General features: G+C 64.4%; 31 protein-coding genes. 10 read left to right on the forward strand and 21 right to left on the reverse strand.

The annotated features are described in order from the left end of the window. Positions 1–259 precede the first annotated feature (259 nt). Positions 260–1,387 carry an ATP-dependent DNA helicase gene (locus tag ATB98_RS26675; protein WP_066879888.1) on the reverse strand — a complete coding sequence of 376 codons (1,128 nt, stop codon included), beginning with the start codon at positions 1,385–1,387 and terminating at the stop codon, positions 260–262. A gap of 241 nt (positions 1,388–1,628) precedes the next feature. Between ATB98_RS26675 and ATB98_RS26680 the strand changes: the two genes are divergently transcribed. The 4 genes from ATB98_RS26680 to ATB98_RS26695 all read left to right on the forward strand — a co-directional run bounded on the left by ATB98_RS26680 (position 1,629) and on the right by ATB98_RS26695 (position 4,627). Further along, the gene (locus ATB98_RS26680; protein WP_066879372.1) at positions 1,629–2,717 is read left to right on the forward strand and encodes an AbrB family transcriptional regulator; all 1,089 of its coding nucleotides are present in this window, start codon (positions 1,629–1,631) and stop codon (positions 2,715–2,717) included. Between the two features lie 203 nt (positions 2,718–2,920). Next, positions 2,921–3,295: a COG4315 family predicted lipoprotein gene (locus ATB98_RS26685; RefSeq protein ID WP_066879374.1), complete on the forward strand. Its 375-nt coding sequence runs from the start codon at positions 2,921–2,923 to the stop codon at positions 3,293–3,295. Beyond that, positions 3,279–3,833, forward strand: coding sequence for an RNA polymerase sigma factor (locus ATB98_RS26690; RefSeq protein WP_066879377.1), 555 nt, complete (start codon positions 3,279–3,281; stop codon positions 3,831–3,833). The genes ATB98_RS26685 and ATB98_RS26690 overlap by 17 nt, the downstream gene beginning before the upstream one ends. Beyond that, positions 3,830–4,627 (forward strand): anti-sigma factor family protein, encoded by a 798-nt coding sequence (locus tag ATB98_RS26695; protein ID WP_066879380.1) that lies wholly within the window; start codon positions 3,830–3,832, stop codon positions 4,625–4,627. The genes ATB98_RS26690 and ATB98_RS26695 overlap by 4 nt, the downstream gene beginning before the upstream one ends. Before the next feature lie 19 nt (positions 4,628–4,646). Here ATB98_RS26695 and ATB98_RS26700 read toward each other — a convergent pair whose 3' ends face one another. The 6 genes from ATB98_RS26700 to ATB98_RS26725 form a co-directional block, all read right to left on the reverse strand. Further along, the gene (locus tag ATB98_RS26700) at positions 4,647–5,018 is read right to left on the reverse strand and encodes a nitrile hydratase accessory protein (RefSeq protein ID WP_066879383.1); all 372 of its coding nucleotides are present in this window, start codon (positions 5,016–5,018) and stop codon (positions 4,647–4,649) included. Then, complete coding sequence (gene nthB / locus ATB98_RS26705) at positions 5,005–5,664, reverse strand: nitrile hydratase subunit beta (protein ID WP_066879386.1); 660 nt, start codon at positions 5,662–5,664, stop codon at positions 5,005–5,007. The genes ATB98_RS26700 and nthB overlap by 14 nt, the downstream gene beginning before the upstream one ends. Continuing rightward, on the reverse strand, positions 5,661–6,302 hold the full coding sequence (nthA, locus tag ATB98_RS26710; RefSeq protein ID WP_066879389.1) for a nitrile hydratase subunit alpha: 642 nt from the start codon (positions 6,300–6,302) through the stop codon (positions 5,661–5,663). Before nthA ends, nthB begins: the two co-directional genes overlap by 4 nt. 199 nt (positions 6,303–6,501) lie before the next feature. Next, the gene (locus ATB98_RS26715) at positions 6,502–7,095 is read right to left on the reverse strand and encodes a LysE family translocator (protein WP_066879890.1); all 594 of its coding nucleotides are present in this window, start codon (positions 7,093–7,095) and stop codon (positions 6,502–6,504) included. 199 nt (positions 7,096–7,294) lie between these two features. Continuing rightward, positions 7,295–7,525: a hypothetical protein gene (locus tag ATB98_RS26720; protein WP_066879893.1), complete on the reverse strand. Its 231-nt coding sequence runs from the start codon at positions 7,523–7,525 to the stop codon at positions 7,295–7,297. 140 nt (positions 7,526–7,665) lie between these two features. Continuing rightward, positions 7,666–7,875: a cold-shock protein gene (locus tag ATB98_RS26725; RefSeq protein WP_066879392.1), complete on the reverse strand. Its 210-nt coding sequence runs from the start codon at positions 7,873–7,875 to the stop codon at positions 7,666–7,668. A gap of 306 nt (positions 7,876–8,181) precedes the next feature. Here ATB98_RS26725 and ATB98_RS26730 point away from each other — a divergent pair, with 306 nt between their 5' ends. Then, entirely contained in the window at positions 8,182–9,027 is an 846-nt protein-coding gene (locus ATB98_RS26730) for an aldo/keto reductase (protein ID WP_066879394.1), read from the forward strand. A 229-nt stretch (positions 9,028–9,256) separates the two neighbouring features. Here the strand turns inward: ATB98_RS26730 and ilvN are convergent, their stop codons facing one another. Then, positions 9,257–9,829, reverse strand: a complete 573-nt coding sequence (gene ilvN, locus ATB98_RS26735) for an acetolactate synthase small subunit (protein ID WP_012708543.1) — start codon at positions 9,827–9,829, stop codon at positions 9,257–9,259. A gap of 22 nt (positions 9,830–9,851) precedes the next feature. Continuing rightward, on the reverse strand, positions 9,852–11,630 hold the full coding sequence (locus ATB98_RS26740; RefSeq protein ID WP_066879397.1) for an acetolactate synthase 3 large subunit: 1,779 nt from the start codon (positions 11,628–11,630) through the stop codon (positions 9,852–9,854). A 292-nt stretch (positions 11,631–11,922) separates the two neighbouring features. Between ATB98_RS26740 and ATB98_RS26745 the strand changes: the two genes are divergently transcribed. Both ATB98_RS26745 and ATB98_RS26750 read left to right on the forward strand, forming a co-directional pair. Next, a complete protein-coding gene (locus tag ATB98_RS26745) occupies positions 11,923–14,028 on the forward strand; it encodes an ATP-binding protein (protein WP_153435443.1) in 2,106 nt (701 codons plus the stop codon). Positions 14,029–14,221: 193 nt separating this feature from the next. Next, positions 14,222–14,653, forward strand: a complete 432-nt coding sequence (locus ATB98_RS26750; protein WP_066879400.1) for a hypothetical protein — start codon at positions 14,222–14,224, stop codon at positions 14,651–14,653. Between the two features lie 6 nt (positions 14,654–14,659). Here the strand turns inward: ATB98_RS26750 and miaA are convergent, their stop codons facing one another. Next, the gene (gene miaA, locus ATB98_RS26755; protein WP_066879403.1) at positions 14,660–15,571 is read right to left on the reverse strand and encodes a tRNA (adenosine(37)-N6)-dimethylallyltransferase MiaA; all 912 of its coding nucleotides are present in this window, start codon (positions 15,569–15,571) and stop codon (positions 14,660–14,662) included. Between miaA and serB the strand changes: the two genes are divergently transcribed. After that, positions 15,570–16,457: a phosphoserine phosphatase SerB gene (gene serB, locus ATB98_RS26760; protein ID WP_066879405.1), complete on the forward strand. Its 888-nt coding sequence runs from the start codon at positions 15,570–15,572 to the stop codon at positions 16,455–16,457. The two genes, miaA and serB, sit on opposite strands and share 2 nt — an antisense overlap. After that, positions 16,454–17,026 (forward strand): GNAT family N-acetyltransferase, encoded by a 573-nt coding sequence (locus tag ATB98_RS26765; protein WP_066879410.1) that lies wholly within the window; start codon positions 16,454–16,456, stop codon positions 17,024–17,026. Before serB ends, ATB98_RS26765 begins: the two co-directional genes overlap by 4 nt. Positions 17,027–17,104: 78 nt before the next feature. Here ATB98_RS26765 and ATB98_RS26770 read toward each other — a convergent pair whose 3' ends face one another. The 11 genes from ATB98_RS26770 to ATB98_RS26820 form a co-directional block, all read right to left on the reverse strand. After that, positions 17,105–18,610 carry a Do family serine endopeptidase gene (locus ATB98_RS26770; protein ID WP_066879413.1) on the reverse strand — a complete coding sequence of 502 codons (1,506 nt, stop codon included), beginning with the start codon at positions 18,608–18,610 and terminating at the stop codon, positions 17,105–17,107. Positions 18,611–18,967: 357 nt separating this feature from the next. Further along, on the reverse strand, positions 18,968–19,354 hold the full coding sequence (locus tag ATB98_RS26775) for an ACT domain-containing protein (protein ID WP_066879416.1): 387 nt from the start codon (positions 19,352–19,354) through the stop codon (positions 18,968–18,970). A gap of 6 nt (positions 19,355–19,360) precedes the next feature. Next, positions 19,361–19,546 carry a DUF2065 domain-containing protein gene (locus tag ATB98_RS26780; protein ID WP_066879419.1) on the reverse strand — a complete coding sequence of 62 codons (186 nt, stop codon included), beginning with the start codon at positions 19,544–19,546 and terminating at the stop codon, positions 19,361–19,363. Positions 19,547–19,553: 7 nt separating this feature from the next. After that, the gene (gene hflC, locus ATB98_RS26785; RefSeq protein ID WP_066879422.1) at positions 19,554–20,486 is read right to left on the reverse strand and encodes a protease modulator HflC; all 933 of its coding nucleotides are present in this window, start codon (positions 20,484–20,486) and stop codon (positions 19,554–19,556) included. Next, the gene (gene hflK, locus ATB98_RS26790) at positions 20,483–21,568 is read right to left on the reverse strand and encodes an FtsH protease activity modulator HflK (RefSeq protein ID WP_066879425.1); all 1,086 of its coding nucleotides are present in this window, start codon (positions 21,566–21,568) and stop codon (positions 20,483–20,485) included. Before hflK ends, hflC begins: the two co-directional genes overlap by 4 nt. Before the next feature lie 200 nt (positions 21,569–21,768). Beyond that, positions 21,769–22,323 (reverse strand): dihydrofolate reductase, encoded by a 555-nt coding sequence (locus tag ATB98_RS26795; RefSeq protein WP_066879428.1) that lies wholly within the window; start codon positions 22,321–22,323, stop codon positions 21,769–21,771. Continuing rightward, positions 22,316–22,921, reverse strand: a complete 606-nt coding sequence (locus ATB98_RS26800) for a glutathione S-transferase family protein (protein WP_066879432.1) — start codon at positions 22,919–22,921, stop codon at positions 22,316–22,318. Before ATB98_RS26800 ends, ATB98_RS26795 begins: the two co-directional genes overlap by 8 nt. Positions 22,922–23,070: 149 nt before the next feature. Beyond that, entirely contained in the window at positions 23,071–23,865 is a 795-nt protein-coding gene (locus ATB98_RS26805) for a thymidylate synthase (protein WP_066879435.1), read from the reverse strand. 123 nt (positions 23,866–23,988) lie between these two features. Next, entirely contained in the window at positions 23,989–24,207 is a 219-nt protein-coding gene (locus ATB98_RS26810) for a hypothetical protein (protein WP_066879895.1), read from the reverse strand. A 73-nt stretch (positions 24,208–24,280) separates the two neighbouring features. Then, positions 24,281–24,523, reverse strand: a complete 243-nt coding sequence (locus tag ATB98_RS26815; protein ID WP_066879438.1) for a hypothetical protein — start codon at positions 24,521–24,523, stop codon at positions 24,281–24,283. A 10-nt stretch (positions 24,524–24,533) separates the two neighbouring features. Next, positions 24,534–24,740 carry a hypothetical protein gene (locus ATB98_RS26820; protein ID WP_066879441.1) on the reverse strand — a complete coding sequence of 69 codons (207 nt, stop codon included), beginning with the start codon at positions 24,738–24,740 and terminating at the stop codon, positions 24,534–24,536. Positions 24,741–24,969: 229 nt separating this feature from the next. Between ATB98_RS26820 and ATB98_RS26825 the strand changes: the two genes are divergently transcribed. Beyond that, positions 24,970–25,413, forward strand: coding sequence for a DUF2267 domain-containing protein (locus ATB98_RS26825; RefSeq protein WP_066879444.1), 444 nt, complete (start codon positions 24,970–24,972; stop codon positions 25,411–25,413). Positions 25,414–25,467: the final 54 nt, after the last annotated feature.

Here is a 25,467-nt window from a genome sequence, read left to right on the forward strand (position 1 = left end):
GGACCTTCGGATGTCCGACCCGACGCGCGGCGCTGTAAACGTGAACGACCTGCCTTCCCCTTGTCTTCCGCTCGATTCTCATTTGAGGAGACGCGCGGCTCCCGCTGGCGGTGCACGCACGTTTTCGAGAATCATAATATGGGAAGGCTGATTGCCGGCCGAGCCAATGTCAATCAACAGATTGATGCAGCGCTCGGCACCCGCTCAACCGCCCCGATTTGCGAGCACGCGCTTTGCCGACCGCCGCGGTCGCAAGACTTCACCGCACGATCGTCAGCCGCTGCGCCGCACGGGTGATCGCCGTATAGAGCCAGCGCTCGCGCGTGTCGCGGAAGGCCCAGCTTTCGTCGAAGAGCACGACATTGTTCCATTGCGAGCCCTGCGCCTTGTGCACCGTCAGCGCATAGCCGTAGTCGAACTCGTCGTAGCGCTTGCGCGTCGACCACGGGATCTCTCCCTCGACGTCCTCGAAGGCCGCCTTCAAGAGCTTGATCTTCGCCGCGCCACGATCCATGTCGTCGTCTTCCGGCCGGATCATCAGGTTGATGCCGGGCTTCACCGTTTCCTTGGACGAACTCATCACCTGCCACAGCGAGCCGTTGAGCAGACCCTTGGCCGGATCGTTGCGCAGGCACACGAGCTTGTCGCCGGATTGCGGATAATCGCTGGTGAAGCCTTTCAGCTCGCGGAGCCGCTGATTGTAGCGCCGCCGCGTCCGATTGGTGCCGACGAGCACCTGATCGGCCTCGAGCACCAGCGGCTGCGTCACCTCGCTCTTGGAGATGACCTGCGCGGTGCCGAAATCACCATGCATGATCTCCTTGCCCTCGCGCACATGCATGGCGAGCTGGATGATCGGATTGTCGCGCGCCTGGCGATGGATATCCGTCAGCAGATAGTCCGGCTCGTGATTGGTAAAATAGCCTCCGCCCGAAACCGGCGGCAACTGGCCGGGGTCGCCAAGAACGAGGATCGGCGTGCCGAAGCTCATCAGGTCCTTGCCGAGCGCTTCGTCGACCATCGAGCATTCGTCGACGATGATCAGCGCAGCCTTGGCCGCCGGGCTCTGGCGGTTGATCGCGAACATCGGCGCGATCGAGGTCCTGCCGGTCTCTTCGTCTGCCACCTCTTCCTCGCCGCGCGGCCTGTAGATCAGCGAGTGGATGGTCTTGGCGCTCTGGGCGCCCTTGGAGCGCAGCACCTGCGCCGCCTTGCCGGTGAAGGCGGCGAACAGCACCTCGCCGTCCACATGCTCGGCGAAATGGCGTGCAAGCGTGGTCTTGCCGGTTCCGGCATAGCCGAACAGCCGGAAGAGCTGCGAACGGCCTTCCTTGAGCCAGCGAGAAACGGCCTTCAGGGCCTCGTCCTGTTGCGGAGCGAACTGCATGGCCTGCAGTGTCAGGATTCGGGGGCGCGGCGCAAGTGTCGAATTGCCGAACGACCGCTCCGCACGATTCGGCCAACCGGCGCTCACGTGGAATCTTGTGCCGTGCAAATGCGCCCAATCAGCCTCAAGCGCTCCGCATCTGGGGCCAAGCTTCAGGGCGCGCTGTAGCGCTTTCTTGCCCTGCACCTTGAATCGGCGCGGCTGATGCTGTTAACCAGGCGACGCCTGCCGGAGAATGCCCTTGAAGCCGGAACAGCACTCATTGCCGATGACACCGGAAAAGACCGGGCTGGGTCGCCTGTCGCCCGTGAGGCAATGGTGCCTGCTTGCCGCCCTCTCCGCGATATTCGCCGCAATCCTCGAAATGATCGGCATACCCGCCGGGCTCCTGATGGGACCGATGGCCGCCGGCGCGCTGGTCGGCATGAACGGCGGCACGATCCGCCTGCCCCGCCGGTTCTTCTTCTGCGTACAGATCGTCCTTGCGATGATGATCGCCGGGTCGATGCGGCCGGACCTGTTCGCGACCTTTTCCAGTAACTGGCCGCTCTTTCTCGCCGTCATCATCTCGGTCATCGGCGTCAGCACGCTCTGCGGCTGGACGATCACACGCATGCGCATCCTGCCCGGAACGACCGCGATCTGGGGATCGTCGGCGGGTGCGGCCTCGACGATGCTGCTGATGGCTGACGCCTATGGCGCGGACGCTCGTCTCGTCGCCTTCATGCAATATCTCCGCGTCGTCTTCGTCGCCAGCGCCGCCACCATGGTCGCTCATCTCTGGATGAGCGGCGCCGAGGTCGGGACCGGGGCCCGCTGGTTCGCGCCGATCGCCGGCCTCCCCTTTCTCGCGACCCTTTCCGTCGGGATCGTCGGCGGCCTTCTCGGCAAGGCGCTGCGGATGCCGGCGGGCGCCTTCCTCGTGCCCTTCGCCATCGGCTCGGTCTGCAACGTCACCGGCATGCTCACGATCGAATTGCCGCAATGGCTGCTTGCGCTTTCCTTCGCGATGCTCGGCTGGAACATCGGCCTCGGCTTCACCCGGCCGATCCTGGCGCATGCCCGTCGCGCCCTGGTGCCGACGGTCGTCTCGATTCTGGTGCTGATGTCCTTCTGCGGGCTACTGGCCTTGTTGCTGATCGAAGTCGCCGGGATCGACCCGCTGACGGCCTATCTCGCCACCAGCCCCGGCGGGCTGGACTCGATCGCCGTCATCGCCGCCTCCAGCGATGTCGACCTGCCCTTCGTCATGGCGCTGCAGACGGCCCGGCTGCTGATCATCACCCTTATCGGCCCTGCGCTCGCCCGCTTCGTTGCCGACCGGGCGTGAGAGCCCGCATGCCAGCCGACGCGCGCTGCTGCCGTCAAGACGACCCAGCCCCCGCAACCATCACGGGCGCGGGGGAATAAACCTGCTCTGTTCCGTGTCTTATGCGCGAACCACCTGATACCGGTTCCGCGCACAGAGCCTGGACTCGACCAGCTGTGCCGCCTGCAAGTGAAGACATGAACAGCCTGAGGAAGGAATTTCCCATGAGAACATTTCCATTGGCCATCGCCATTTGCCTTGCCACAGCCGCGTCGGCCCTGGCCGCCCCGCCGGTCCAGACGGTCGACTCGGAAAAGGGTAAGGTGCTGGCGGGCGCGAACGGCATGACACTCTATACGTACAGGGATGACCAGAAGGGCGTATCCACCTGCTACGATGCCTGCGCCAAGAACTGGCCGCCCTTCATGGTGGAAGGCGACGCGCAGGCCGAAGGCGCCTATTCGATCGTCGAGCGCAAGGATGGCAGCAAGCAATGGGCCAAGGACGGCATGCCCCTTTACTTCTGGGTCAAGGACAAGAAGATGGGTGACGTCACCGGCGACGGCGTGAAGGGCGAATGGGATGTCGCACGACCGTAACGGTCCGCAGACAGGCGCGGAGGCGGCCGCCTCCGTGCCCGATTCCTTTGAAGAAGGCGTCCTGGCCCTGATGCCGGCGCTCAGGCGCTATTCGCGCAGCCTCATGCACTCCGATCCGGACGGCGAGGATCTGTTGCAGGACTGCGTCGAGAAGGTGCTGGCGCGGCGCGCGCAATGGCGCGGCGCGAATCTGCGCGCCTGGGCCTTCACCATCATGACGAATCTCTACCGCAACCGCCATCGCCGCAAAGCGCAGCATCCGGAGGTGGAGCTCGACGAAGAGCTCGGCCTAGCCGTCCAGGAGCAGGACGCGGACCCTTTGGAGCGGCAGCGGCTAGTGCGCGCACTAGACCGGCTTTCGGCCGACAACCGCGCCGTGCTGATGCTCGTCGTCATCGAGGGATATCGCTATCAGGACGTGGCGGAAATGATGGCGATCCCCATCGGGACGGTCATGTCCCGCCTCTCGCGGGCCCGCCGGCAGCTCGCTGAAGCGATGAAGGAAGACAATGTGATTGCGCTACGGAGACCGAAATGACGGATAAGAGCGATACCGTCTCCGAAGACGAACTGCACGCCTATGTCGACGGTCACCTGAGCGAGCCGGAACGCGGGCGCATTGAGGCCTGGCTGGAAAGCCATCCGGCCCGCGCCGAGGAGGTGCGTCAGTGGCAGGCCCAGGCGGCAGCCTTGAGGCAGCATTTTGCGCCCTACGCCCGCAGTGAAGCCGGCGACCGCGCGCTGATCGCCCCCCACCGGCAGGCGGCGGGTCGCATGGTCTCCGCATCGCTTTTCCGGCGCGCCGCCGCCGGCCTGCTGATCTTTGCCGCAGGGGCGCTCGCCGGCAACTACGTGCCGCGCCTCGCGGGACCGCAATCACCCGTTGCCATCGCCGCGGACACCCTGCCCAGCCAGGCGCAATCCGCTTTCCTGATCTATGCGAGCGAGGTGCGTCATCCGGTGGAGGTTGGCGCCGACCAGCAGGCGCATCTGGCGACATGGCTCGGCAAGCGGCTCGACTATCCCCTGACGATCCCCGACCTGTCGCCCCTCGGTTTCTCGCTCGTCGGCGGCAGGCTGGTGCCGGTCAACGGCAAGGCAGGCGCCATGCTGATGTATGAGGACGGCACCGGCCAGCGGCTGACGGTCCTTCTTGGCCGCAATAAGGACAACCGCGAAACGAGCTTCCGCATCGCGGCCGAGGGCGGGATCGAAACCTTCTATTGGATCGACGGCGAGATGGGCTACGCGATCACCGGCGAAGTGCCGCGCGAGTTGCTGCACAAGGTCGCCCGTGAATGCCATCGGCAGTTCGAGGGCTCGGAGTCGTAAAGGGAGACCGCTCCGACATTCATCGCAGCGGGTCGTTTTCGAGAATGATCGGCCTGCCGTGCGGGGTGGCCTCCGCCGCGCGCTGCCAGCTTTTCGTCAAGGTCTCGAGTTCGCGGCCGGAGGCGATGGCAAGCTCCGTCACCAGCCGGCTCAGCGCCGCCACCCAGCAATCGTAATAGTCGCTGGCGTCGGCCTTGCGGCCGGGCCTGTAGAGCTCGGCCGACAGCGCCTCCGCCCATTCGCTCCAGGAGAATACGCCTTTCTCGTGGAGCCGCACCGTCATGGCGAAGGCGACCGCCTGCCACGGCTCGGCGAAGACCGGATCGCCCTCCGGCGATTTCGGCAGCTCCGCCGATGAGAGAAGCGCCGCCGGAGTGTTACACGCGCTCAAGGTAGCTCTCCCATGCGTCGATCGAGACGGTGAGCGTCGGGTTCGCGCCCTCGCCCCAGATCTCACCCGCGGCGAACGCCACCGTATAGAGCCATTGCGGGTTCTCGCCCTTGCCATGGGCATTGTCGTCCGGGAACACGAAGCTGCCCTGCACGGCTTCGATCACGCCGATCCTGGCGCGGGCATAGCGCGGCAGACGCGTGTGGGTTTCCGGATTGAAGTTCCTGGTGCGCACCGTCTCGCCAACCGCAAAGCGCGGCGGCTGGTCGACCGGCCTGTCGCAAGGACCGCCTTTGGCAAGCGCGCCCGCCACCATGTCGGCCGTGAGCACCCGCTTCGGCTCGCGGCCCTTCTCGAGCATGTGCCCTGCGTCGAGCTCGGCCTCAGTGACGAAACCGTGCCGCTTCAGGAGCGCTTCCAGCGCCCGTATCCAGATCTCGTAATAGCTCGCCGCGAGATAGGTCGCCGGCGGCAGGCATTCGCGCGCATGCCGGCTTTCGTCGAGCGTCCAGGCGCCGAAGGCGCCGCAGGAAAGCGTGACGCCAAGCGCGCGCTTCTCCCATTCGGCATGGAAAACGGGCTCGCCTTTTTCAGGTGCGATCGGCCCGAGCCCATGCTGCCCGCCAAGATCGTGCGGCCCGTTCATCGTTCCTCCTCCGGCGAAAGCGCAAGCCCCGTGCCGATCATCGAGTCGCGCGTGACGAGCGCGGCCAGGGCATCCTCGCCGAAACCGTCGGTGCCTTGCGGCCGCTCGGGGACGACAAGGTAACGCAGTTCCGCCGTCGAATCCCAGACGCGGATCTTCTTCTCCGCCGGCAGTTCAAGCCCGAATTCCGCAAGCACGCCGCGCGGGTCGATGACGGCGCGCGAGCGATAGGGCGGCGCCTTGTACCAGACCGGCGGCAGCCCCAGCACCGCCCAAGGATAGCAGGAGCAGAGGGTGCAGACGACGAGGTTGTGCGTCTCGGGCGTATTGAAGACCGCCCGCATGTGCTCGCCCTGGCGGCCAGTAAACCCGAGGCTCGCGATCGCCGCGGTCGCATCCCGGCGCAGCCAGTCGGCAAATTCGGGGTCGCTCCATGCCCTGGCGACGACGCGCGCGCCGTTTCGCGGCCCCACCTTCGTCTCGTAGGTCTCGACGATCGCGTCGATCGCCGCCGGATCGATCAACCCCTTTTCCGTCAGCACCGTCTCCAGCGCCTTCACCCGCGCTTCCATGTCGGTGAAATGATTGTCGTGGTGGTGATCATGACCTTCGCCAGCGCCATGATGATGCTCGGACATTGCGTGGCTCCTCTACCGGAAACGCGATTATTTCTAGAATGACTACGGCGCCGCGCGTCTTATCGGACGCGCAAAGGGCGCTGCAGGACTTTGAATCGCTGCATGTCTTTGTCCTCCAAATCGAGGTCGATTTAAGGAAACATGCAGTAGCGTGAAACGCGGAGTCGACTCTCGAAAAACCAGATCATGCGTCATCGCCCTATTGTAGCATCGGCCAGAGGCTGACGACGAGGAGCACGGCCATGGTGATGTTGAACCATTTGAGCCGTGCCGGCTCGGAGAGCCATTGCCGGAGCGCCGAGCCGAAGCCGGCCCAGGTCGAAACGCTCGGCACGTTGACGAGCGCGAAGACCAGACCGACGACGAGCACGTTCCAGAGATTGCTGTCGCCGCTCGTGTACGTGGCCATAGCCGCCACCGCCATCACCCAAGCCTTGGGGTTCACCCATTGAAACGCCGCCGCCTGTAGAAAACTCATCGGCGCGGCGTTCGCCTTTCCTTCGCCGAGCGAGCGCGAAGTCCCGATCTTCCACGCGATCCAGACGAGGTAGGCGCCGCCCGCGAACTTCAACGCCATGAACAGGAGCGGCGCTGCCTGCAGCAATGCACCGAGCCCGAAACCGACTGCGAGCAAGAGCACGAAGAAGCCGCCGCCAATGCCGAGCATATGCGGGATCGTCCGCACGAAACCGAAATTCACGCCTGAGGCAAACAGCATCATGTTGTTCGGCCCCGGCGTGATCGATGTCGTGAAGGCAAACAGGAACAGCGCCAGAAGCGTATCCGGCTGCATCGGCCTCTCCTCCCGCCGCAGCGCGCCGCGGCAGCTCATGCTTTGGTTGGTGTTTTCCCCGGGGGCAGAATCTGCCGGAGACAAGTTGGGTCAGCATAGCTGACCCAAGTCCGATCGCCAGCCCAATCTTGTCACGGTGACAAGCCTTGGATGACTCTAAGGTCACGAGCGTGGGTAGTCGGCCGCGGGCAAAGCCCGCTTACCTGCGTCTTTCGCGCTTCCCCTTTCCAGCCGGTTCCGCCGCGGCATTCGCCGCCTCGGCGGCTTCCTTTTCCAGCCGCAGTTGCTTCAGGCGCGCCGTCTTCTTCTCCCGGGCTGCCGCCTCCTGTTCGTTGATCGCGCGCGCCGCCAGCGTCGCCTGATCGGCACGATCCGCCGGATTCTTCTTCTCGGTCTTGAAGACGCGGTTGGTGGTGTTGGCGTTCTTCACGAACAACCTCCTTTCCGATGGAAATAAAAAAGGCCGGGCGAACCCGACCTTCCTCATCATCTCAACCCGCCAGTGCCAGTACATCCGTGGTCAAAGGCAGGGAGATGACAATCTCGTTCTGAACGAGCATGCGCATGCGCTCAAAGGGCGCGCAGATTCTCTGCGGACGTCTTGCCCGTGCGACGATCCTGAGCAAGCTCGAAGCTTACCTTCTGACCGTCCTTGAGCGTGGACATGCCTGCGCGCTCTACGGCGGAGATGTGCACGAATACGTCAGCAGCACCGTCATCCGGCTGTATAAAGCCAAAACCCTTGGTGCTGTTGAACCATTTCACTGTTCCAGAAGCCACGTCGACAACCTTTCAATCGCTCATGGAAAACCCCACCGCGTTTCCGCGATGTATCGAAACCGATTCTGTCAGGATTTTCGTGACGACGCGCCGCGGCGCAGCAACAAAATTCTTCGATCAATTATCGACAATAGGTATGTAGGTCACAATTGTGTTTCTTACAAGGCGCGATTTTATTTTCTTTTACTGGGGTGCCGCGACGGCTCACGCCGACGACACAGGTCGGAAGTCCGTTCTTCGCGCCGGATGGACATTTTGCGACCGGATTCTAAATTGGACGGGTGAACCGATTGCAGGACCATTCCGATGCATGATCCGATCCCGATGATCACCCTTCCCGACGGCCGCAAGGTTCCGGCCCTCGGCCAGGGCACCTGGCGGATGGGCGAAAGCCGCGCGCGCGCTGAGGACGAGGTCCGCTGCCTGCAGACGGGGCTCGACCTCGGCATGAGGCTGATCGACACGGCGGAGATGTATGGCGACGGCGCGTCCGAGCGCATCGTCGGCGAGGCGGTCAGGGGCCGGCGCGACGAGGCCTTCATCGTCAGCAAGGTGCTGCCCTCCAATGCCAGCCGGTCGGGCACGATCGCCGCCTGCGAGCGCAGCCTCGGGAACCTCGGCATCGACTGCATAGACCTCTATCTGCTGCATTGGCGCGGTCACTATCCGCTCGCCGACACGGTCGCCGCCTTCGAGGACTTGAAGAAGGCCGGCAAGATCCGCGCCTGGGGCGTGTCGAATTTCGATGTGGAGGACATGGAGGAACTGGACGCCCTGCCGCACGGCGGCAACGTCGCGGCCAACCAGGTGCTCTATAACCTCGCCCGCCGCGGCATCGAATATGATCTCCTGCCCCGGTGCCGCGATCACGGCGTGCCGGTCATGGCCTACTCCCCGCTCGACGAGGGCCGATTGCTGCACAATTCCGAACTGATCCACATCGCCAAGGCCCATCAGGCGACGCCCGCCCAGGTGGCCCTCGCCTTCCTCAAGACCCGCTCCGGCGTCATCGCGATTCCGAAGACCGGCTCCGCCGAGCGCGCCCGCGAAAACCGCGACGCGATGGACATTCATCTGACAACGGAAAATCTCGCCGAACTCGACCGACTGTTTCCGCCGCCGAGGCGGAAGATGCGGCTGGAGGTGATTTAGGAACGCAGGGGCGTAGCCATGTGCCCAAACGGAAGAAAGCCCCTCCCCAACCCCTCCCCACAGGTGGGAGGGGCTTAATCTGCCGCGCCCTTTTCGGTCATTCCTGGCCGTTCCAGCGAGCACCAAGCGATTGAACTTGCAGGAGCGCGCCGCGGGCGCCAAGCCCCTCCCACCTGTAGGGAGGGGTTGGGGAGGGGTGCGCACGGAAGGTGCGCATTCTACTCACCTCTTACATCCCCTGCGGCCCGCGGTTCATCGCGGCGATGCCCGTGCGGCAGACCTCGATCAGCCCGAGCGGCTTCATGATGGCGATGAACTGCTCGATCTTCGAAGGCTTGCCGGTGATCTCGAAGACGAAGTGGTCGATGTTGGCGTCGATGACCGAGGCGCGGAAGGCGTCGGCGAGGCGCAGCGCTTCCACCCGGTGCTCGCCCGACCCATGCACCTTGACGAGCGCCAGCTCGCGCTCGACCGGCCGGTCGTGGCCGAGGCCGGCCGCGCGCACGGTGAGGTCGACGACCCGGTGCACCGGCACCAGCCTTTCGAGCTGGTTCTTGATCTGCTCCAGCACATGCGGCGTGCCGCGGGTGACGATGGTGATGCGCGACAGGTGCGCCTCGTGCTCAGTCTCGGAGACCGTCAGGCTCTCGATGTTGTAGCCGCGGCCGGAAAAGAGGCCGATGACGCGGGCGAGCACGCCCGGTTCGTTGTCGACCAGGACGGAAAGCGTGTGCGTCTCGGCAAGCTCCGTCTCCTTGGCGATGAAATAGGCGGAGCCCGTCGGTTGAAGATGTGCGCTCATTCTCTTGTTCCTACCCTTGTCCTCAAACGAGCTGGCGGCCCTTGGCGTCGATGGCGTTCGCGACCGCCTCGTCCGTCGCCTCGTCGGGGAGCAGCATTTCGTTGTGCGCCTTGCCCGACGGGATCATCGGGAAGCAATTGGCGAGATTGGCGACGCGGCAGTCGAAGATGACCGGCGCCGGCGTGTCGATCATCCGTCGGATGGCTTCGTCCAGTTCACCCGGTTTCTCGCAGCGGATGCCGATGCCGCCATAGGCCTCGGCAAGCTTGACGAAGTCCGGCATCGCCTCGGTGTAGGAATGCGACAGGCGGTTGCCGTGGAGCAACTGCTGCCATTGCCTGACCATGCCCATGTACTGGTTGTTCAGGATGAAGATCTTGACGGGCAGGCCGTACTGGACGGCGCAGGACATTTCCTGGATGCACATCTGGATCGAGGCGTCGCCGGCGATGTCGATGACGAGGCTTTCCGGATGCGCGACCTGAACGCCGAGCGCCGCCGGGAAGCCATAGCCCATGGTGCCGAGGCCGCCCGAGGTCATCCAGCGGTTCGGCTGCTCGAAGCCGAAGAACTGCGCCGCCCACATCTGGTGCTGGCCGACTTCGGTGGTGATGTAGGTGTCACGGTCCTTGGTCAGTTCATAGAGCCGCTGGATCGCGTATTGCGGCATGATGACGTCGTCACTCGGCGTATAGGCGAGCGAGTTGCGCGCCCGCCACTTGGCGATCGAGCTCCACCAGTCGTCGAGCCGCGCCGCGTCGACCGTCTTCGCCGCCGCACGCCAGAGCCGGACCATGTCCTCGAGCACGTTGGCGACGTCGCCGACGATCGGAATGTCGACGCGGACGTTCTTGTTGATCGAGGAAGGATCGATGTCGATGTGGATCTTCTTCGAGTTCGGCGAGAAGGCATTGAGCCGGCCGGTGATCCGGTCGTCGAAGCGCGCGCCGATGCAGATCATGACGTCGCAGTCGTGCATCGCCATGTTCGCCTCGTAGGTACCGTGCATGCCGAGCATGCCGAGCCAGTTCTTGCCGGAGGCCGGATAGGCGCCGAGGCCCATCAGCGTAGAGGTGATCGGGAAGCCGGTGAGTTCGACCAGTTCGCGCAGGAAATGCGCGGCCTCGGGCCCGGAATTGATGACGCCGCCGCCCGAATAGATAACCGGCTGCCGTGCCGCCTTCATCAGCGCGACCGCCTCCTCGATCTTCTTCAGGTCGCCTTGCGTCTTCGGCTGGTAGCTCTTCTGCGTCGGAACCGCCGAAGGCGGCGTGTAGGTGCCGGTCGCGAACTGGATGTCCTTCGGGATGTCGACGACGACCGGCCCGGGGCGGCCCGACTGGGCGATGCGGAAGGCCTCATGGATGATGCGCGCGAGGTCGTTGACGTCCTTGACCAGCCAGTTGTGCTTGGTGCAGGGCCGGGTGATGCCGACCGTGTCGCACTCCTGGAAGGCGTCCGAGCCGATGAGCGCGGTCGGCACCTGCCCCGAGATGCAGACGATCGGGATCGAGTCCATCAGCGCGTCCTGCAGCGGCGTGACGGCGTTGGTCGCGCCCGGACCGGAGGTGACCAGCATGACGCCGACCTTGCCGGTGGAGCGGGCATAGCCCTCGGCCATGTGGCCGGCGCCCTGCTCATGGCGGACGAGAATGTGCTGGATATCTTCCTGCTGGAAAATTTCGTCATAGATCGGAAGCACGGCGCCGCCGGGATAGCCGAAGATATGTTCGACGCCATTGTCCTTCAGAGCCTGGAGAACGATCTCCGCGCCTGTCATCTGGTTCTCAGTTCCGCTCATTGGCCTGCTTCCGTCCCTCTTTCAGGTTTGGGTGAATTAACTTGTTTGGAGGCATAAAAAAAGGCCCCATCAGGAGCCTCGTTCAGCGCATGGGTGGCTACTGCCGGATGGTTACACCATCCTGCCCATGCGCCGTCCCACCACAAGAATAACCGCGAAATTTTTCATGGGGCGACTTGATAAACAGAAATCCCCCACCCGTCAACGGCTTTTGGCGCTGCATCAAAGCGGCACGCGGCCGCGCACGTGCGGGCAACCACTTATTAAGTGGCATCCGCTATTCTGAAGCGCCATGAGGAAAGCGGACGCCCGCTCCGTCCGGGGCCGTTCCGATTTGGCGCTCGTCGCCCGAGGTGCTGCGTTGCTCGACAGTGAAGTTCATCCCTCGGTTCGTGCGGGGACCCAGGATCGCCGGGACGGTACGCGGCCGGGCAATCGCTTTCTCGGCCGGGTCGTCGCCTGCAACGGCTCGCGCGCGACGATCGCGGCAGTCGCCGAAAACGGCGAGACCTCGCTCACCGAGCTCTGGTCGGTCGGCCGGCTGATTTCGATTTCCGTCGGCACGAATCGCGTCGTCGCCCTCGTCTGCTCGATGCAGACCGCTTCCGACGAGTGGAGCGAGGAAGCCAACAATACCTTCCGCATCGAGGTCGAACTGATGGGCGAGGTCCACATGGGCCTCGACGGCCGCGAGGAATTCTCCGCCGGCATCAGCCGCTACCCCTATCTCGGCGCGATCGCGCACCGGATCCGCGCGAGCGACCTCGCCCGCATCTATGACTCACGCCAATCGGACAGCTGCGTCATCGGCAAGCTGACCCAGGACGAGAGCCTCGACGCCACCATCCATGTGCCCTCGATGCTTGCCAAACACTTCGCCATCGTCGGCACCACCGGCGTCGGCAAGTCGACCGCCGTGACGCTGCTCCTCAACAAGGCGATCGCCGCCGACCCGAAACTGCGCGTGCTGATCCTCGATCCGCACAACGAATTCGCCGCCGCCTTTCCCGAGCATGCGGTGGTCATCGAAACGGACACGCTCGAGCTCCCCTTCTGGCTTTTCCGGCTCGAGGAGTTCGCCGAGGTGATCTTCCGCGGGCGACCGCCGGTGGCCGAAGAACTCGACATCCTGCGCGACGTCATCCCTGATGCGAAGAAGGCCTTCAAGGGCGGCGAATCCGGGCTGATGCGGCGCCAGACGGAGAAAAGCTCTATCACCGCGGACACGCCGGTGCCCTATCGCATCGCGGACCTGCTGGCGATGATCGACGAGCGCATCGGCCGGCTCGAGGGCCGCAGCGACAAACCGCATCTGCGCTCCCTCAAGATCAAGATCGTCTCCGCGATCAACGACCCGCGCTACCATTTCATGTTCTCGTCGAACACGATCACCGACACGATCGAGGACACCATCGCCAAGATCTTCCGCATCCCGGGAGAGGGCAAGCCGATCGCCACCTTCGAACTCGCGGGCATCCCCTCGGAGGTCGTCAACTCGGTCGCCTCCGTCCTCTGCCGCATGGCCTTCGAGATCGGCCTGTGGGGCAATGGCGCGATCCACATGCTCGTCGTCTGCGAGGAAGCGCACCGCTATGTCCCGGCCGATTCCGCGCTCGGCTTCCTGCCGACGCGCCAGGCGATCGCGCGCATCGCCAAGGAAGGCCGCAAGTATGGCGTCTCGCTCGGGATCATCACCCAGCGCCCGGGCGAGCTCGACCCGACGATCCTGTCGCAATGCTCGACGGTCTTCGCCATGCGGCTTGCCAACGACCGCGACCAGGAGATCATCCGCTCGGCGATCTCCAATTCGTCGATCTCCACCACCAGCTTCATCTCCTCGATCGGCAATGGCGAGGCGATCGCCTTCGGCGAAGCGGTGGCCGTGCCGATGCGGATGCGCTTCGCCCGCGTCGACGAGGCCCTGCTGCCGCGCGCCCACGGCATCACCGACAAGGTCGACGAGGATGCCCCGGCCGTCGATCTTGCATCGATCGTCGGCCGCATGCGCGCGATGAACGGCCCCGACATATCCGGTTTCCAGCAGAGCTATCTGGCGGCGCAGCCCGGTCGCCCCCCTGCCTCGGAGGAAGACGACCGGGACTCCGCCGAAATCGAGGCCGTACCGACGATCCCCGCCCGGGACCTTCCCGCAGTCGAGCCCTACAGGCCGGACATGCTCCCGCGCCCCTCCGAACCCGTGAACCCGCAGCTTGAACGCTTCAATCAGATCCGCGAGCAGATCCTCTCCGGCCAGGCGGAAAGGGAGGTGAGCCGGATGGCACAATCGCCGGGGCAGCCGGTCCCAGGCTTCGCCGACGCGCCGTCCGCGCCGCACCGTGAAGGATCGCTGCGCGAGAGCCTGCTCAAGCGCCCGCTCGGAAGCCTCATCCGCAAATAGAGCATTCTGCAGTCAGGTGGAATCACCTGACATCGCACAGATGCGCAAAAACAAAGAGATAGAGCGGCGGCGCGAACACATGTGAGCGGATTTCGCTCGAGCGGGCAAGTCGCTGGCGGTTTGCTCATTCCGCTCCGCCTGGAACCGACTGCAACGGCAGGCGTTTTGATCCGGCTGCAATCGGACAGAGATCATGGAAGAGACGATCCGGCACTTCTTCGCGCGCTATGAAGCGATGGCGAACCGCGTGCTGACGCAGCAAATGGATGTCGGCGAGACGACCTTCGCTTTCGCTTCCGACTTCATAGCCGCCTCGCCCGCGGGCGTGATGACGGGGAAGAACGACGAGAGCCTGAAAGCGTCGATGGACAAGGGCTACGCCCGCTACCGCGCGATCGGTACCAGGGAGCTGAGGATCCGCAAGCTCGCGATCACGCCCATCGATCAGCTGCATTGCCTCGTGCGCGTCGACTGGCGCTCGGTCTTTGACGGCAGGGACGAACCCGATGTCACCATCGACTTCGACGTCCACTACTTCGTTCAGATGCGCAACGGCGAGCCGAAGATCTTCGGCTGGGTCAGCGGCGACGAGGATGCAGTCCTGAAGGAGCACGGCATTACCTGACCGTCTTCATCCCAGATCGTCGGCGCTTTCGATCCGCGCCCAGCTCTCGTCTAGCTGGTTGCGGAACCAGGTCATCTGGCGCTTGGCATATTGCCGCGTCGCGGCCGCTCCGGCAGCAATCACCTCCGCCTCGCTCATTTCTCCCCTTAGCATGGCTGCGATCTGCTGGACGCCGATGGCCTTCATGACGGGCATGTCCGCTGAGAGATCGAGAGCGAGGAGTGCCCGCACCTCCTCGACTGCGCCGCCCGCGAGCATCGCTTCGAAGCGGCGGTCGATGCGGCCATGGAGGAGCGTGCGCTCCGGCAGCACGACGATCTTCCGCGCCCGATCGGGATCGACGATCACCGGGCCCCGGTTCCGCTGGTAGGCGCGAATGGGCCTGCCGGTCGCCGCGATCACCTCCAGGGCGCGGACGATCCGCTGCCCGTCGCCGGGGCGCAGGCGCTCGGCCGTTTCCGGGTCGCGTGCCGAAAGCTCCGCATGAAGCGCGGCGGCGCCTTCATCCGTGAGCCGCGCGCGCAGCCGCTCGCGGATTGTCGCCGGGATTTCCGGCATGTCCGACAGGCCCCCGGTCAGCGCCTTGAAATAGAGTCCGGTGCCGCCGACGAAGACGGGGAGCCGCCCCTGCCCCCGCAGTTTCGCGACGAGAGCCTCCGCCTCGCGCAGCCACGCCCCCGTCGAATAGGGCTGCGCCGCCGGCACGTGACCGTACAGAAAGTGCTCGACGCCGCCCATCTCGGCCTCATCGGGGCGCGCAGTGAGGATTTTCAGCGTGTCGTAGACCTGCATGCTGTCGGCATTGATCACCGCGCCGCCGTGCCGCTGCGCGAGCTTGACCGCAAGCGCGGACTTGCCGCTGGCGGTCGGCCCGGTTATCAGGATCGCGTCCGTATCTGTTGCAAGGTTTCGCATCATGGCCCTCGTTGCCACGCTTATCGCCAATCCGTCAAATCCTGTTCTGACGCCAGCCTTGGCGGAGGCGGCAGCCGAGGCCGTTAAGGCGTCCGGGCTCTATTGGCTCGCCGACGGCGTCGCCTGCGACATCGCGCTCGTGGAAGGCACCGATCCCGGCGAAGCCGAAGCATTGCTGCGGGCGGCAATCGCCGGCGCTGCCATCGACATCGCAGTGCAGGACGCCGAAACCCGTCGCAAGAAGTTTCTGATCGCCGACATGGATTCGACCATGATCGGCCAGGAATGCATCGACGAACTCGCCGCCGAAGTGGGCTTGAAGGAAAAGGTGGCGGCGATCACCGCGCGCGCCATGAACGGCGAGATCGCCTTCGAGCCGGCTCTCGTCGAACGCGTGGCGCTTCTGAAGGGCCTGCCGACGGCCGTCATCGGGGACGTGATCGCCAGACGCATCACGCTCACCCCCGGCGGCCGCGAATTGATCGCGACCATGAAGGCGAAGGGCCATTACACCGCCCTCGTCTCCGGCGGCTTCACCGTCTTCACCGGCCCGATCGCCGAAAAGCTCGGCTTTGACGAGAACCGCGCCAACGTGCTCATCGAAAGCGATGGAACGCTGACCGGCGAGGTCGCCCATCCGATCCTCGGCAAGCAGGCGAAGGTCGATGCGCTCATCGACGTCACGAGGAGGCTCGGCATCTCGACCGCGGACGCCATCGCCGTCGGTGACGGGGCCAACGACCTCGGAATGATACAGCTCGCCGGCAGCGGCGTCGCGCTGCATGCCAAGCCGATCGTCGCCGAGCAGGCGAAGTTCCGCATCGACCATGGCGACCTCACCGCCCTACTCTACCTCCAGGGCTACCGCAAGACGGACTTCGTCTCGTGATCGTCTGCGAAACGGCGCGGTTGAGGGTCCGCGGCTGGCTGGACAGCGACCGCGATCTCTTCGCCGCGATCAACAGCGATGCGACGGTCATGGAGTTCTTCCCCCACCGCCGCAGCCGCGCCGAGGCCGACGCTCTTTTCGATCGCAACAGCCGCAGCATCCGCGAGACGGGTTTCGGATTCTTCGCGCTCGCGCTTCGCACCGATGACGCACCGATCGGCTTCTGCGGCCTCGCGCTGACCAATGCTGAACCGCACCTGCCGGACGGCACGATCGAGATCGGATGGCGTCTCGCCCTGCCTCACTGGGGCAAGGGCTATGTCACGGAAGCGGCAAGAGCCCTGCTCCACTGCGGCTTCACCCAACGGAAGCTCGACGAGATCGTTGCTTTCGCCGTGCCGGCAAACACCCGTTCCACCGCCGTGATGAAACGCATCGGCATGCGCCCCGATCCGCTCCGCGACTTCGACCACCCGCACGTGCCCGACACGCATCCGCACCTGAAGCGCCACGTGGTCTACGCGATCACGGCGAAGGAGTGGGGGCGCGATGCAGCAAGGCCGGACTGAGAGGTTCCCGCGCCTTGAAGCGCCGCGGTTCGACCATCAGTCGGGCGTTCCTTGCTGACCAGGGTTCTGGCTGCCGCGCTATTCCATGCGCACGGTCACGAAGCGCAGCTCGCCGGTCTTGCTGGCAATCATAAGAAGCGCATTGCGACGACCGTTGGACTTCAGTTCCTCGACCCGGGCGGTCACATCTTCCGGTGAGTTCATCGCCTCCTGGCCGAGCTCAACGATCACGTCACCGGCCTCGACCCGGCGCTCCGCGGCGGGCGAGTTGGGCTGGACCTCGGTGATGACGACGCCCTTGACGTTCTCCGCTATGCCGAAGCTCTTGCGCCGCTCGGCGTCGAGCACCGCGAGCTTCATGCCGAGCACCGCGTCGGTGGCGGGCAGTTTCGCAGCCGGCGGTTCGCCCGGCTTGGCGCCCTCAGACTTCGGCTCGCCCGACTGCGCCGCAGCAAGCTGCTCGCCATCCTCGAGCCGGCCGAGCGTCACACGAACCGTCTCTTCCTTGCCGTCGCGGATGATGACCACGTCGACCGCCTTGCCCACGGGGCTTTCGCCGACGGCGCGCATGAGATCGCGGATTTCGACGATCTCCGTTCCGTCGAATCTCGTGATGATATCGCCCGGCTTGATCTCGCCCTTGGTGATCGGTCCACCCTCGATGATGCCGGAAACAAGAGCGCCGCTAGGCCGCTCCATCTTCAGGCTTTCGGCGATGTCATCCGTGACCGGCTGAATGCGCACGCCGAGCCAGCCGCGCCGCGTCTCGCCGAATTCCTTGAGCTGATTGACGACGTTCATTGCGAGTTCCGTCGGCACGGCAAAGCCGATGCCGACCGACATGCCGGTCTGGGAAAGGATCGCCGTGTTGATGCCGATCACCTCACCCTTCATGTTGAACAGCGGACCGCCGGAATTGCCGCGGTTGATCGCCGCGTCGGTCTGGATGAAGCTGTCATAGGGGCCGGCATTGATGTTGCGCCCGCGCGCCGAGACGACGCCGACGGAAACGGAGACGCCGAGGCCGAACGGGTTGCCGACGACCATCACCCAGTCACCGATCCTGATCTTGCGCGAATCGCCGAAGGAAACCGCCTTGAGCGGCTTCTTCGGCTCCACCTTCAAGACGGCGAGGTCGGTCTTCGTGTCGGTGCCGACGAGCTTGGCCTTGAGCCTGGTGCCGTCCTGAAGGTTGATCTCGATGTCATCGGCGTCCTGGATGACATGGTTGTTGGTGACGATGTAGCCCGCCGGGTCGATGATGAAACCGGAGCCGAGCGAATTGACCGTGCGCGGCCGGCCGCCCTCGCCGCCTTGCCCACGGAAGAATTCGTCGAAGAACTCCTGATGCGGCGAGCCCTCGGGCACCTGCGGCATCGGTGCGTTGTCATCGTCACCCTTGACGTTCTGCGAGATCGAGATGTTGACGACGGCATCGAGGAGACCTTCGGCGAGGTCGGCGACGGAGGGCGGGCCGGCCGCCGGCCGCGATGTGGCCGTCTCGGCAAGCGCCGTGTTGGACAAGAGAAGTGCCGTCGCGGCAGCGAGCATCAGGCTGCGCATGATTTCGGGTCGTTTCGACAAGTCGCCAGGCTCCTATCATTTCTTTTGCGTCACGCCGGTTCAGGCCGTGGCACTCCGGGATTATCGCACGATCGTGGTTTGGCTGCAGCGAAATATGCCACCCCGTCCAACAGCGCCGCTCATCCCGCCGGATGAGAACCAGCCGCTGCAGCACCCGCGCGACAGGCGATTTAGCCTTGAAGATACGGCGGAATTCCGAAGCGTCCAGACACGATTTCCTGATCGGGTCGGCAAGTCTCGCACCCGCGGCGCCTCGGTCCTATCGCCCGGCCGCGTGCCGTGGTTTTGGATCAGCGAAAGGCCTGGAAGCAAGGGCCCAATGGCGCGCCGCCACGCCTTCGCTTGCAAGTCCCGCGCTCAGCCGGTGATTTCGTGCCCGTGTTCTTTCAGCGCCTGCACGGCCTTTTCGAGATCGGACCCGGCGACGAAGACGTAGTCGGTACTGAAGGTCGAATTGGCGAAGACGCCGACGCCCGCCGCCGAAAGCGGACGGAGCACGGAGGAGAGAACCCCGGGCACGTCGAAACTGAAATGCTGCTCGATGCGGAGGCAGCGCCAGCCGAGCGAACTCTGCACGCTCGACGGGATGCGCGCCGCACGACAGACGAGCGTCATCTCCTCGCGAGAACTGGAGACCGTCCAGAACCCCGGCCCCGGCAGCCACTCCGGAATAGCGGACCCGACGTTGAGACGGGTGATGGCATATTCGGCGTCGACCAGCCGGATCAGCAGTTTATGTGGCATTTCGCATTATCCTCGAAGCAACCAGACGAGTCCGACGCCGACGGCCACGGACGTCAAACCCGCCAGTCGGAGCTGATGTTCCGGGACATACGGCAATCGCTTCGCCAGTTCCACCAAAACCAGAGGGGCCAGTGCGTACACCAGCCCCTCGAAGATCAGGAAGAAAGCGAATCCGGTCAGAAAGTCGGACATCGTCCGCTCAATCCTGAGTGGCCGGCGCGTTCGGTGCGGCTGGCGGCGCCGGAAGTTCTGCCCCGTTAGCGCTGTTGAAATAACGGAAGAATTCCGAATGCGGCGACAGGACCACGGTTGTGTCCGGGCTGCCGATCGACTGCGCATAGGCCGACATCGAGCGGTAGAATTCGAAGAAGCCGGGATCGCGCTGGAAAGCGTCGGCGAAAATCCTTGTCCGTTCGGCTTCGCCCTCACCGCGCAGGATTTCCGAATCGCGCTGCGCTTCCGCGACGATTTCGACCACCTGGCGCTCGGCGATCGCGCGCCGGCGCTGGCCCTCTTCGTTACCGCGCGCGCGGATGAGTTCGGCCTCGGCGAGCCGCTCGGCCTTCATCCGGTCATAGGTCTGCTGGGAAACCTCCTGGGTCAGATCGGTGCGGCGAATGCGCACGTCGTCGATGTTGAGACCCAGCGACTCCGCGTCGGCCCTGAGGTCCGCGCGCACTTCGCGCATCATCGAGGCGCGTTCATCCGACAACGCCGCCTCGAAGCCCCTCAGGCCGTAGACGCGGCGCAGCGATGCGTCGAGGCGGGTCCTGAGCCGCGCCTCGGCAGACTCCCTGTCGCCGGAGACCGTCTCGCGGAAACGGCGGGCGTCGGCGATCTTGTAGACGACGAAAGCATCCACCTCGTAGAACTTGCCGCCGGAAACCTGCACGCGGATATTGTCGAGGTCGAAGCGAAGCGCCTGGTCCTCGACATATTGCACGCGGTCGGCATCCATGAAGGCGAAGGGAAGCTTGAAATAGAGGCCCGGCTCGGTCTTGACGTCGCGGATCTCGCCGAAGCGCACGACGATCGCCTGCTGCCGCTCGTTGACGACGAAGATCGACGCATAGATGACGACCAGCACCGCGGCCAGAATGATCAGGATGACGGAGGTGCGATTGTTGATCATTGCGTTCCTCCCGACTGCGCGGGCTTACCGATTTCGTTGAGCGGCAGATAAGGCAGCACGCCCTGGCCGTTCTTCTCGTCGAGAATGACCTTCTTGGACTTGCTGAAGACGCCCTGCAGCGTCTCGATGTAGAGCCGTTTGCGCGTGACGTCCGGCGCCTTGGAATATTCGTCATAGACCGAGATGAAGCGCTGCGCCTCGCCCTCTGCCTCCTTGACGACGCGATCCTTGTAGGCGGCCGCCTCTTCGCGGATCTGCGCGGCCTGGCCGCGTGCCTTGCCGAGCACCTGGTTGGCGTACTGGTTGGCTTCCTCGACGAAGCGGTCCTCGTCCTGTTCGGCGCGCTGCACCTCGTCGAAAGCGTCGGCGACTTCGCGCGGCGGCGCGGCGTCTTCGATCGCGACGGTATTGACCGAGATGCCGGCGCCGTAGCTGTCCATCGTCGCCTGGATCGTGTTCTTCACATCGGCTGCGATCGCCTGGCGATTGTCGCGGAAGATGTCCTGCGCCGGGCGCCGGCCGACGACCTCGCGCATTGCGCTTTCGGCCACCTGCTGCAACGTGTCCGCCGGGTTCTCGACGTTGAAGAGATAGGCTTTCGGGTCGGTAACGGAGAAGAGTACCGAAAACTGTACGTTGACGATGTTCTGATCACCGCTCAGCATCAATCCGGCGCTCGACTGCCCGCCAGTGCGGCCGCCGATATTCTGCTGCTGCTCCGTCACCTTGACGAACTCGACGGTCTCGAACGGCCAGAAATGGTAGTGCAGGCCGGGCATGGAGATTTCTTCCTTCGGCTTGCCGAAGCGCATCTCGACGCCGCGTTCGTCCGGCTGCACGGTATAGATCGAATTGAGCAGGACGAAGCCGAGGATCAGGAGGCCGACGATGACGAAGATGCCGCCGTTGAAGCCGCCGGGAACGACGTTCTTCAACTGATCCTGCCCGCGCCGGATGATCTCCTCGAGATCCGGCGGACCACCCCTTCCGCCGCGCGGCCGATTGGGCCCCTGGCCCCATGGCCCCTGATTGCCGCCGCCGCCCCACGGGCCGCCGCCGCCATTCTGATTGCTCCAGGGCATCAAAACCTCACTTCAAAGAAACTCTCTCGCTGAACGCCCCGCGCATTGCGGCCGGTCACGACGTGAACCCGTTATAGGTATCATATGCATTGCTTTCAACGCGATACGACCGAGTTCACCGTAAATGCGTCAAAATAGTTGACGAGCGCATCGCCTACATAGGCAAGCACCGGGTGGGATCGGCGCAACGCCTCAGACCCTCACCTCTCCGCCGCCGCTTCGCGGCGCCGCCAGGTGACGAAATGCATCGCGTGACTGTCCTTCTCGCTGCGCGGCAGGTCTTCCTCGAACACCTTCTCGAAGGCGGCCGGCTCGATGGCCGGGAAGCGCGTGTCGCCGTCGACATCGGCCTGCACCTCGGTCACGTGCAGCACGTCGGTGAGGCCGATCGCCTGGCGGTAGATCTCGCCGCCGCCGATGATGCAGATTTCGTCGGCCCCGCTCGATGCGGCATGTCCCCGCGCAGCCGCCAGGGCCGCCTCCAGCGAAGGCAAAACCTCGGCTCCTTCGGCTACGAAATCGGGATTGCGGCTGATGACGATGTTCGCCCTGCCGGGCAGCGGCCGTCCGAGCGAGGCCCAGGTTTTCCGCCCCATGACGACCGGCTTGCCGAGCGTCAGCGCCTTGAAGCGCTTCATATCAGTCGAAAGCCGCCACGGCAGATCGCCCTCGCGCCCGATCACCCCGTTTCTCGCAACGGCAACGACGATGACGACCTTCGGCCCGCTCTTCGCTTCGTTCTTTGCTTCAGTCATGGAACCCACTCGGCTTGCTGTCGATCTCGCGCGCCCGCACGAGCGCCGGCCGATCGGTGACGCGGCGGACGTAGCGGTCGACCACTTCGCTTTCGGGCAGGATCTTGCGCATCCATTGCAGGGCGCTTGCGAGCAGCAGGTCGGCCGCACTCATCGTCTCGCCGATGAGGTAGGGCTGCCGGGTGAGCACGGCGATCACATGCGCGCACATCTCCGTATGGAGCCGCGCCAGCGCCGGATTGCCGGCCGTCGCACCGGAGACATACGCAGCCGCCGCGGGCTCGATGACGCCGGCGTAATAGGCAAGCCAGGAAAGATAGGCGCCGCGCTCGGGATGGCCCGGCGGCCGCCCGAGGCTGCAATCGGGATGGAGATCCGTCAGGTACTGCACGACCGCAACCGATTCCCAGATCAATGTCCCGTCGTGCAGCAGCGCCGGCACTTGGCTGTGCGGATGCGGATTGTTCGCGTCCGGCCCGCCCGAGCCGTCCCGGCGGCGGATGTCGACGTAGCGGATATCGTATTCGGCGCCCAGTTCCTCGAGCAGCCAGATGATCCGCGACGAGCGCGACTGAGGCGCATGGATCAGCGTCAGCATTGGGACCTCCCGTCTATGCCGGTGTCACCGGCTTTTCCGAAGCAGCGCCCCGCCTCGGGCGGGTCCATGCTTCCATTCTTGTGCGTAGAAATCTATGCCGCGCGGCACTCGAAGGGCGGGGATCCAGGACGCCCGCGCCACGGCCCTCCTCAGACCGCAACCGGCGCCTTGATATGTGAATCGGCGTCGTAGCCAACCAGCGTAAAATCCTTAAATCTAAAGGAGAATATGTCCTTGACTGCGGGATTGATCTCCATTCTCGGCAGCGCCTTCGGCGTTCGCGTCAATTGCAGCCGCGCCTGTTCGAAGTGGTTGTGGTAGAGATGCGTATCGCCGAGCGTGTGGACGAAATCGCCGGGCTTCAGCCCCGTCACCTGCGCCACCATCATCGTCAGCAATGCGTAGGAGGCGATGTTGAAGGGAACTCCGAGGAAGATGTCCGCGGAGCGCTGGTAGAGCTGGCATGAGAGCTTGCCGTCCGCCACGTAGAACTGGAACAGGCAATGGCACGGCGGCAGGGCCATCTCGTCGACCAGGGCGGGATTCCAGGCCGAAACGATATGCCGGCGGGAATTGGGATTGGTCTTCAGCCCTTCGATGAGCGCCGCGATCTGGTCGACATGGCCGCCGTCGGGCGTCGGCCAGGAGCGCCACTGATAGCCGTAGACCGGTCCGAGCTCGCCCTTTTCATCCGCCCATTCGTCCCAGATGCTGACGCCGTTCTCCTTCAGATAGGCGATGTTCGTGTCGCCCCTTAGGAACCACAGGAGCTCGTGGATGATCGAGCGCAGATGCAGCTTCTTCGTCGTCAATACGGGGAAGCCCTGGGCGAGGTCGAAGCGCATCTGGTAGCCGAAGACGGAACGGGTACCGGTGCCCGTGCGGTCGCCGCGATCGGTGCCGGTGGTCATCACATGCTCGAGGAGATCGAGATATTGCCGCATGGTTCTTCGCTATCGATTCGCCTGTTCGCTTGAACATAGGACGAAGCGTTCGGCGAACCAATGCCGAACCAGGCTTTTCCCGAAATTTGGCGGCATGCAGCGGACCACCAAAACGGATGCCCGTCACTTCGGCGGACGGCGGTTGGCCGCGTGATCCTGATATTGCTCGGTTTTCACCGCCTTCTCGTCAAGGCCGCGGTCGTGCGAATGCTGTTTCTTGTCCCTGTTCGAGAGGACGTCGTTCTCGCCGAGCATCCCCTCCTTCAACTGCGTCCGCGCACCGCTACCCGATCCCTTGCCCTTGTCGGGCTTTCCGACGTTCTTGCGACTGGCATGGGCCATGGCTGTCTCCTTCCGCTGTTCATTGTCGTTCGCCCCGGCCTTCGCCGCCGGGGCGACGAACACCCAGCCGTCATCAGCTGCCGGTGCCCTTGTGATGCTTGCTTTCCTGGTGCTTTCCGCGCAGCATGCCGCGCTCGTTCGCCTCGCGTGCATCGCTGTGTGCTGTGTCGATGTCGGCCCCCTTGCGATAGGCTTTCCTCAGGGCGTCGGAGCGCTCGAGTTCCGCTTCGGCGTTGAAGTCCTTGCCGGCGTTCGATGTATTCTCGCGGCCCTGAAGCACGCTCTGCTGCTGCTCTCGCGTCTTTTTCCCGACCATTGCTTTTCTCCTATTCGTTCGTTCGGCCCCGCTGGCGCGGGTCCACACCGCCCTCGCGGGTCGTGTCGTTGTCGACATCGCCTTCGACGGTGTTGCCGCGCTTCAGGACCTCGTCATCGGAAGGTCCGCGAATGCCCTTGGAGCGACCGATTCCGGGATCCTGCTTAAGATCCTTGTCGCTCGGCCGGCGTGTCTTCAGATGCTTGGACGATGTCATCGGCCTTCCTCCTCGAATGCGGCCCGCCAGGCAGCCTGGAACCGGCCGCGTCGGCACTCTTCGACGGGCTAACCGAGCCCAACGGCGAATGTTCCGAAATTGCAGGCCGCGCCGACGGGTAGAAGCGCCGCGCACCTCATTTGCCGAAAAGGAAACAATCTCGGGGAATGGGTGTTAGGCCTTGAGAGGGCAATTCGGAGTGTTCCGGCGAAATTGTCAGGAGGCGACCATGAGCGCGACAGGCCTCGACGTATTCGACAAGACCGTGCAAACCACCAATATCTGGCTCGGAGAAATCATGGAGCATCACGGGCCCGATCGGAAAGTGGCGTGGCACATGCTGGGCGTGGTGCTCCGAGCGCTGCGCGTGAGGCTTCCCCCGGAGGTCGCTGCCCACCTCGGCGCGGAGCTGCCGCTGCTCGTCCGGGGTGCCTATTACGACCAGTACCGCCCCAACCACCGACCGGAGGCGGCCCGTTCGCTCGATGACTTCCTCGCAACCGTCGCGGAAGGGATGAAGGACACCCGCCCGGTCAACCCCACCGAGGCGGTGAAATCGGTGTTTGCGGTGCTGGCGCGGCACGTCGACCTCGGCCAAACGGCGAAGGTGCGCAATACCTTGCCGAAGGAGATCCGGCCCCTCTGGCCGGAAAGCGTCGGCGCCAGCGAATAGGCGAAGGAACGGAGCCGGTCGATGCGAGCGCCGGCCGGGAGATTATGTCCTACG

The organism is Sinorhizobium saheli (genome assembly GCF_001651875.1).
Lineage (GTDB): Bacteria > Pseudomonadota > Alphaproteobacteria > Rhizobiales > Rhizobiaceae > Sinorhizobium > Sinorhizobium saheli.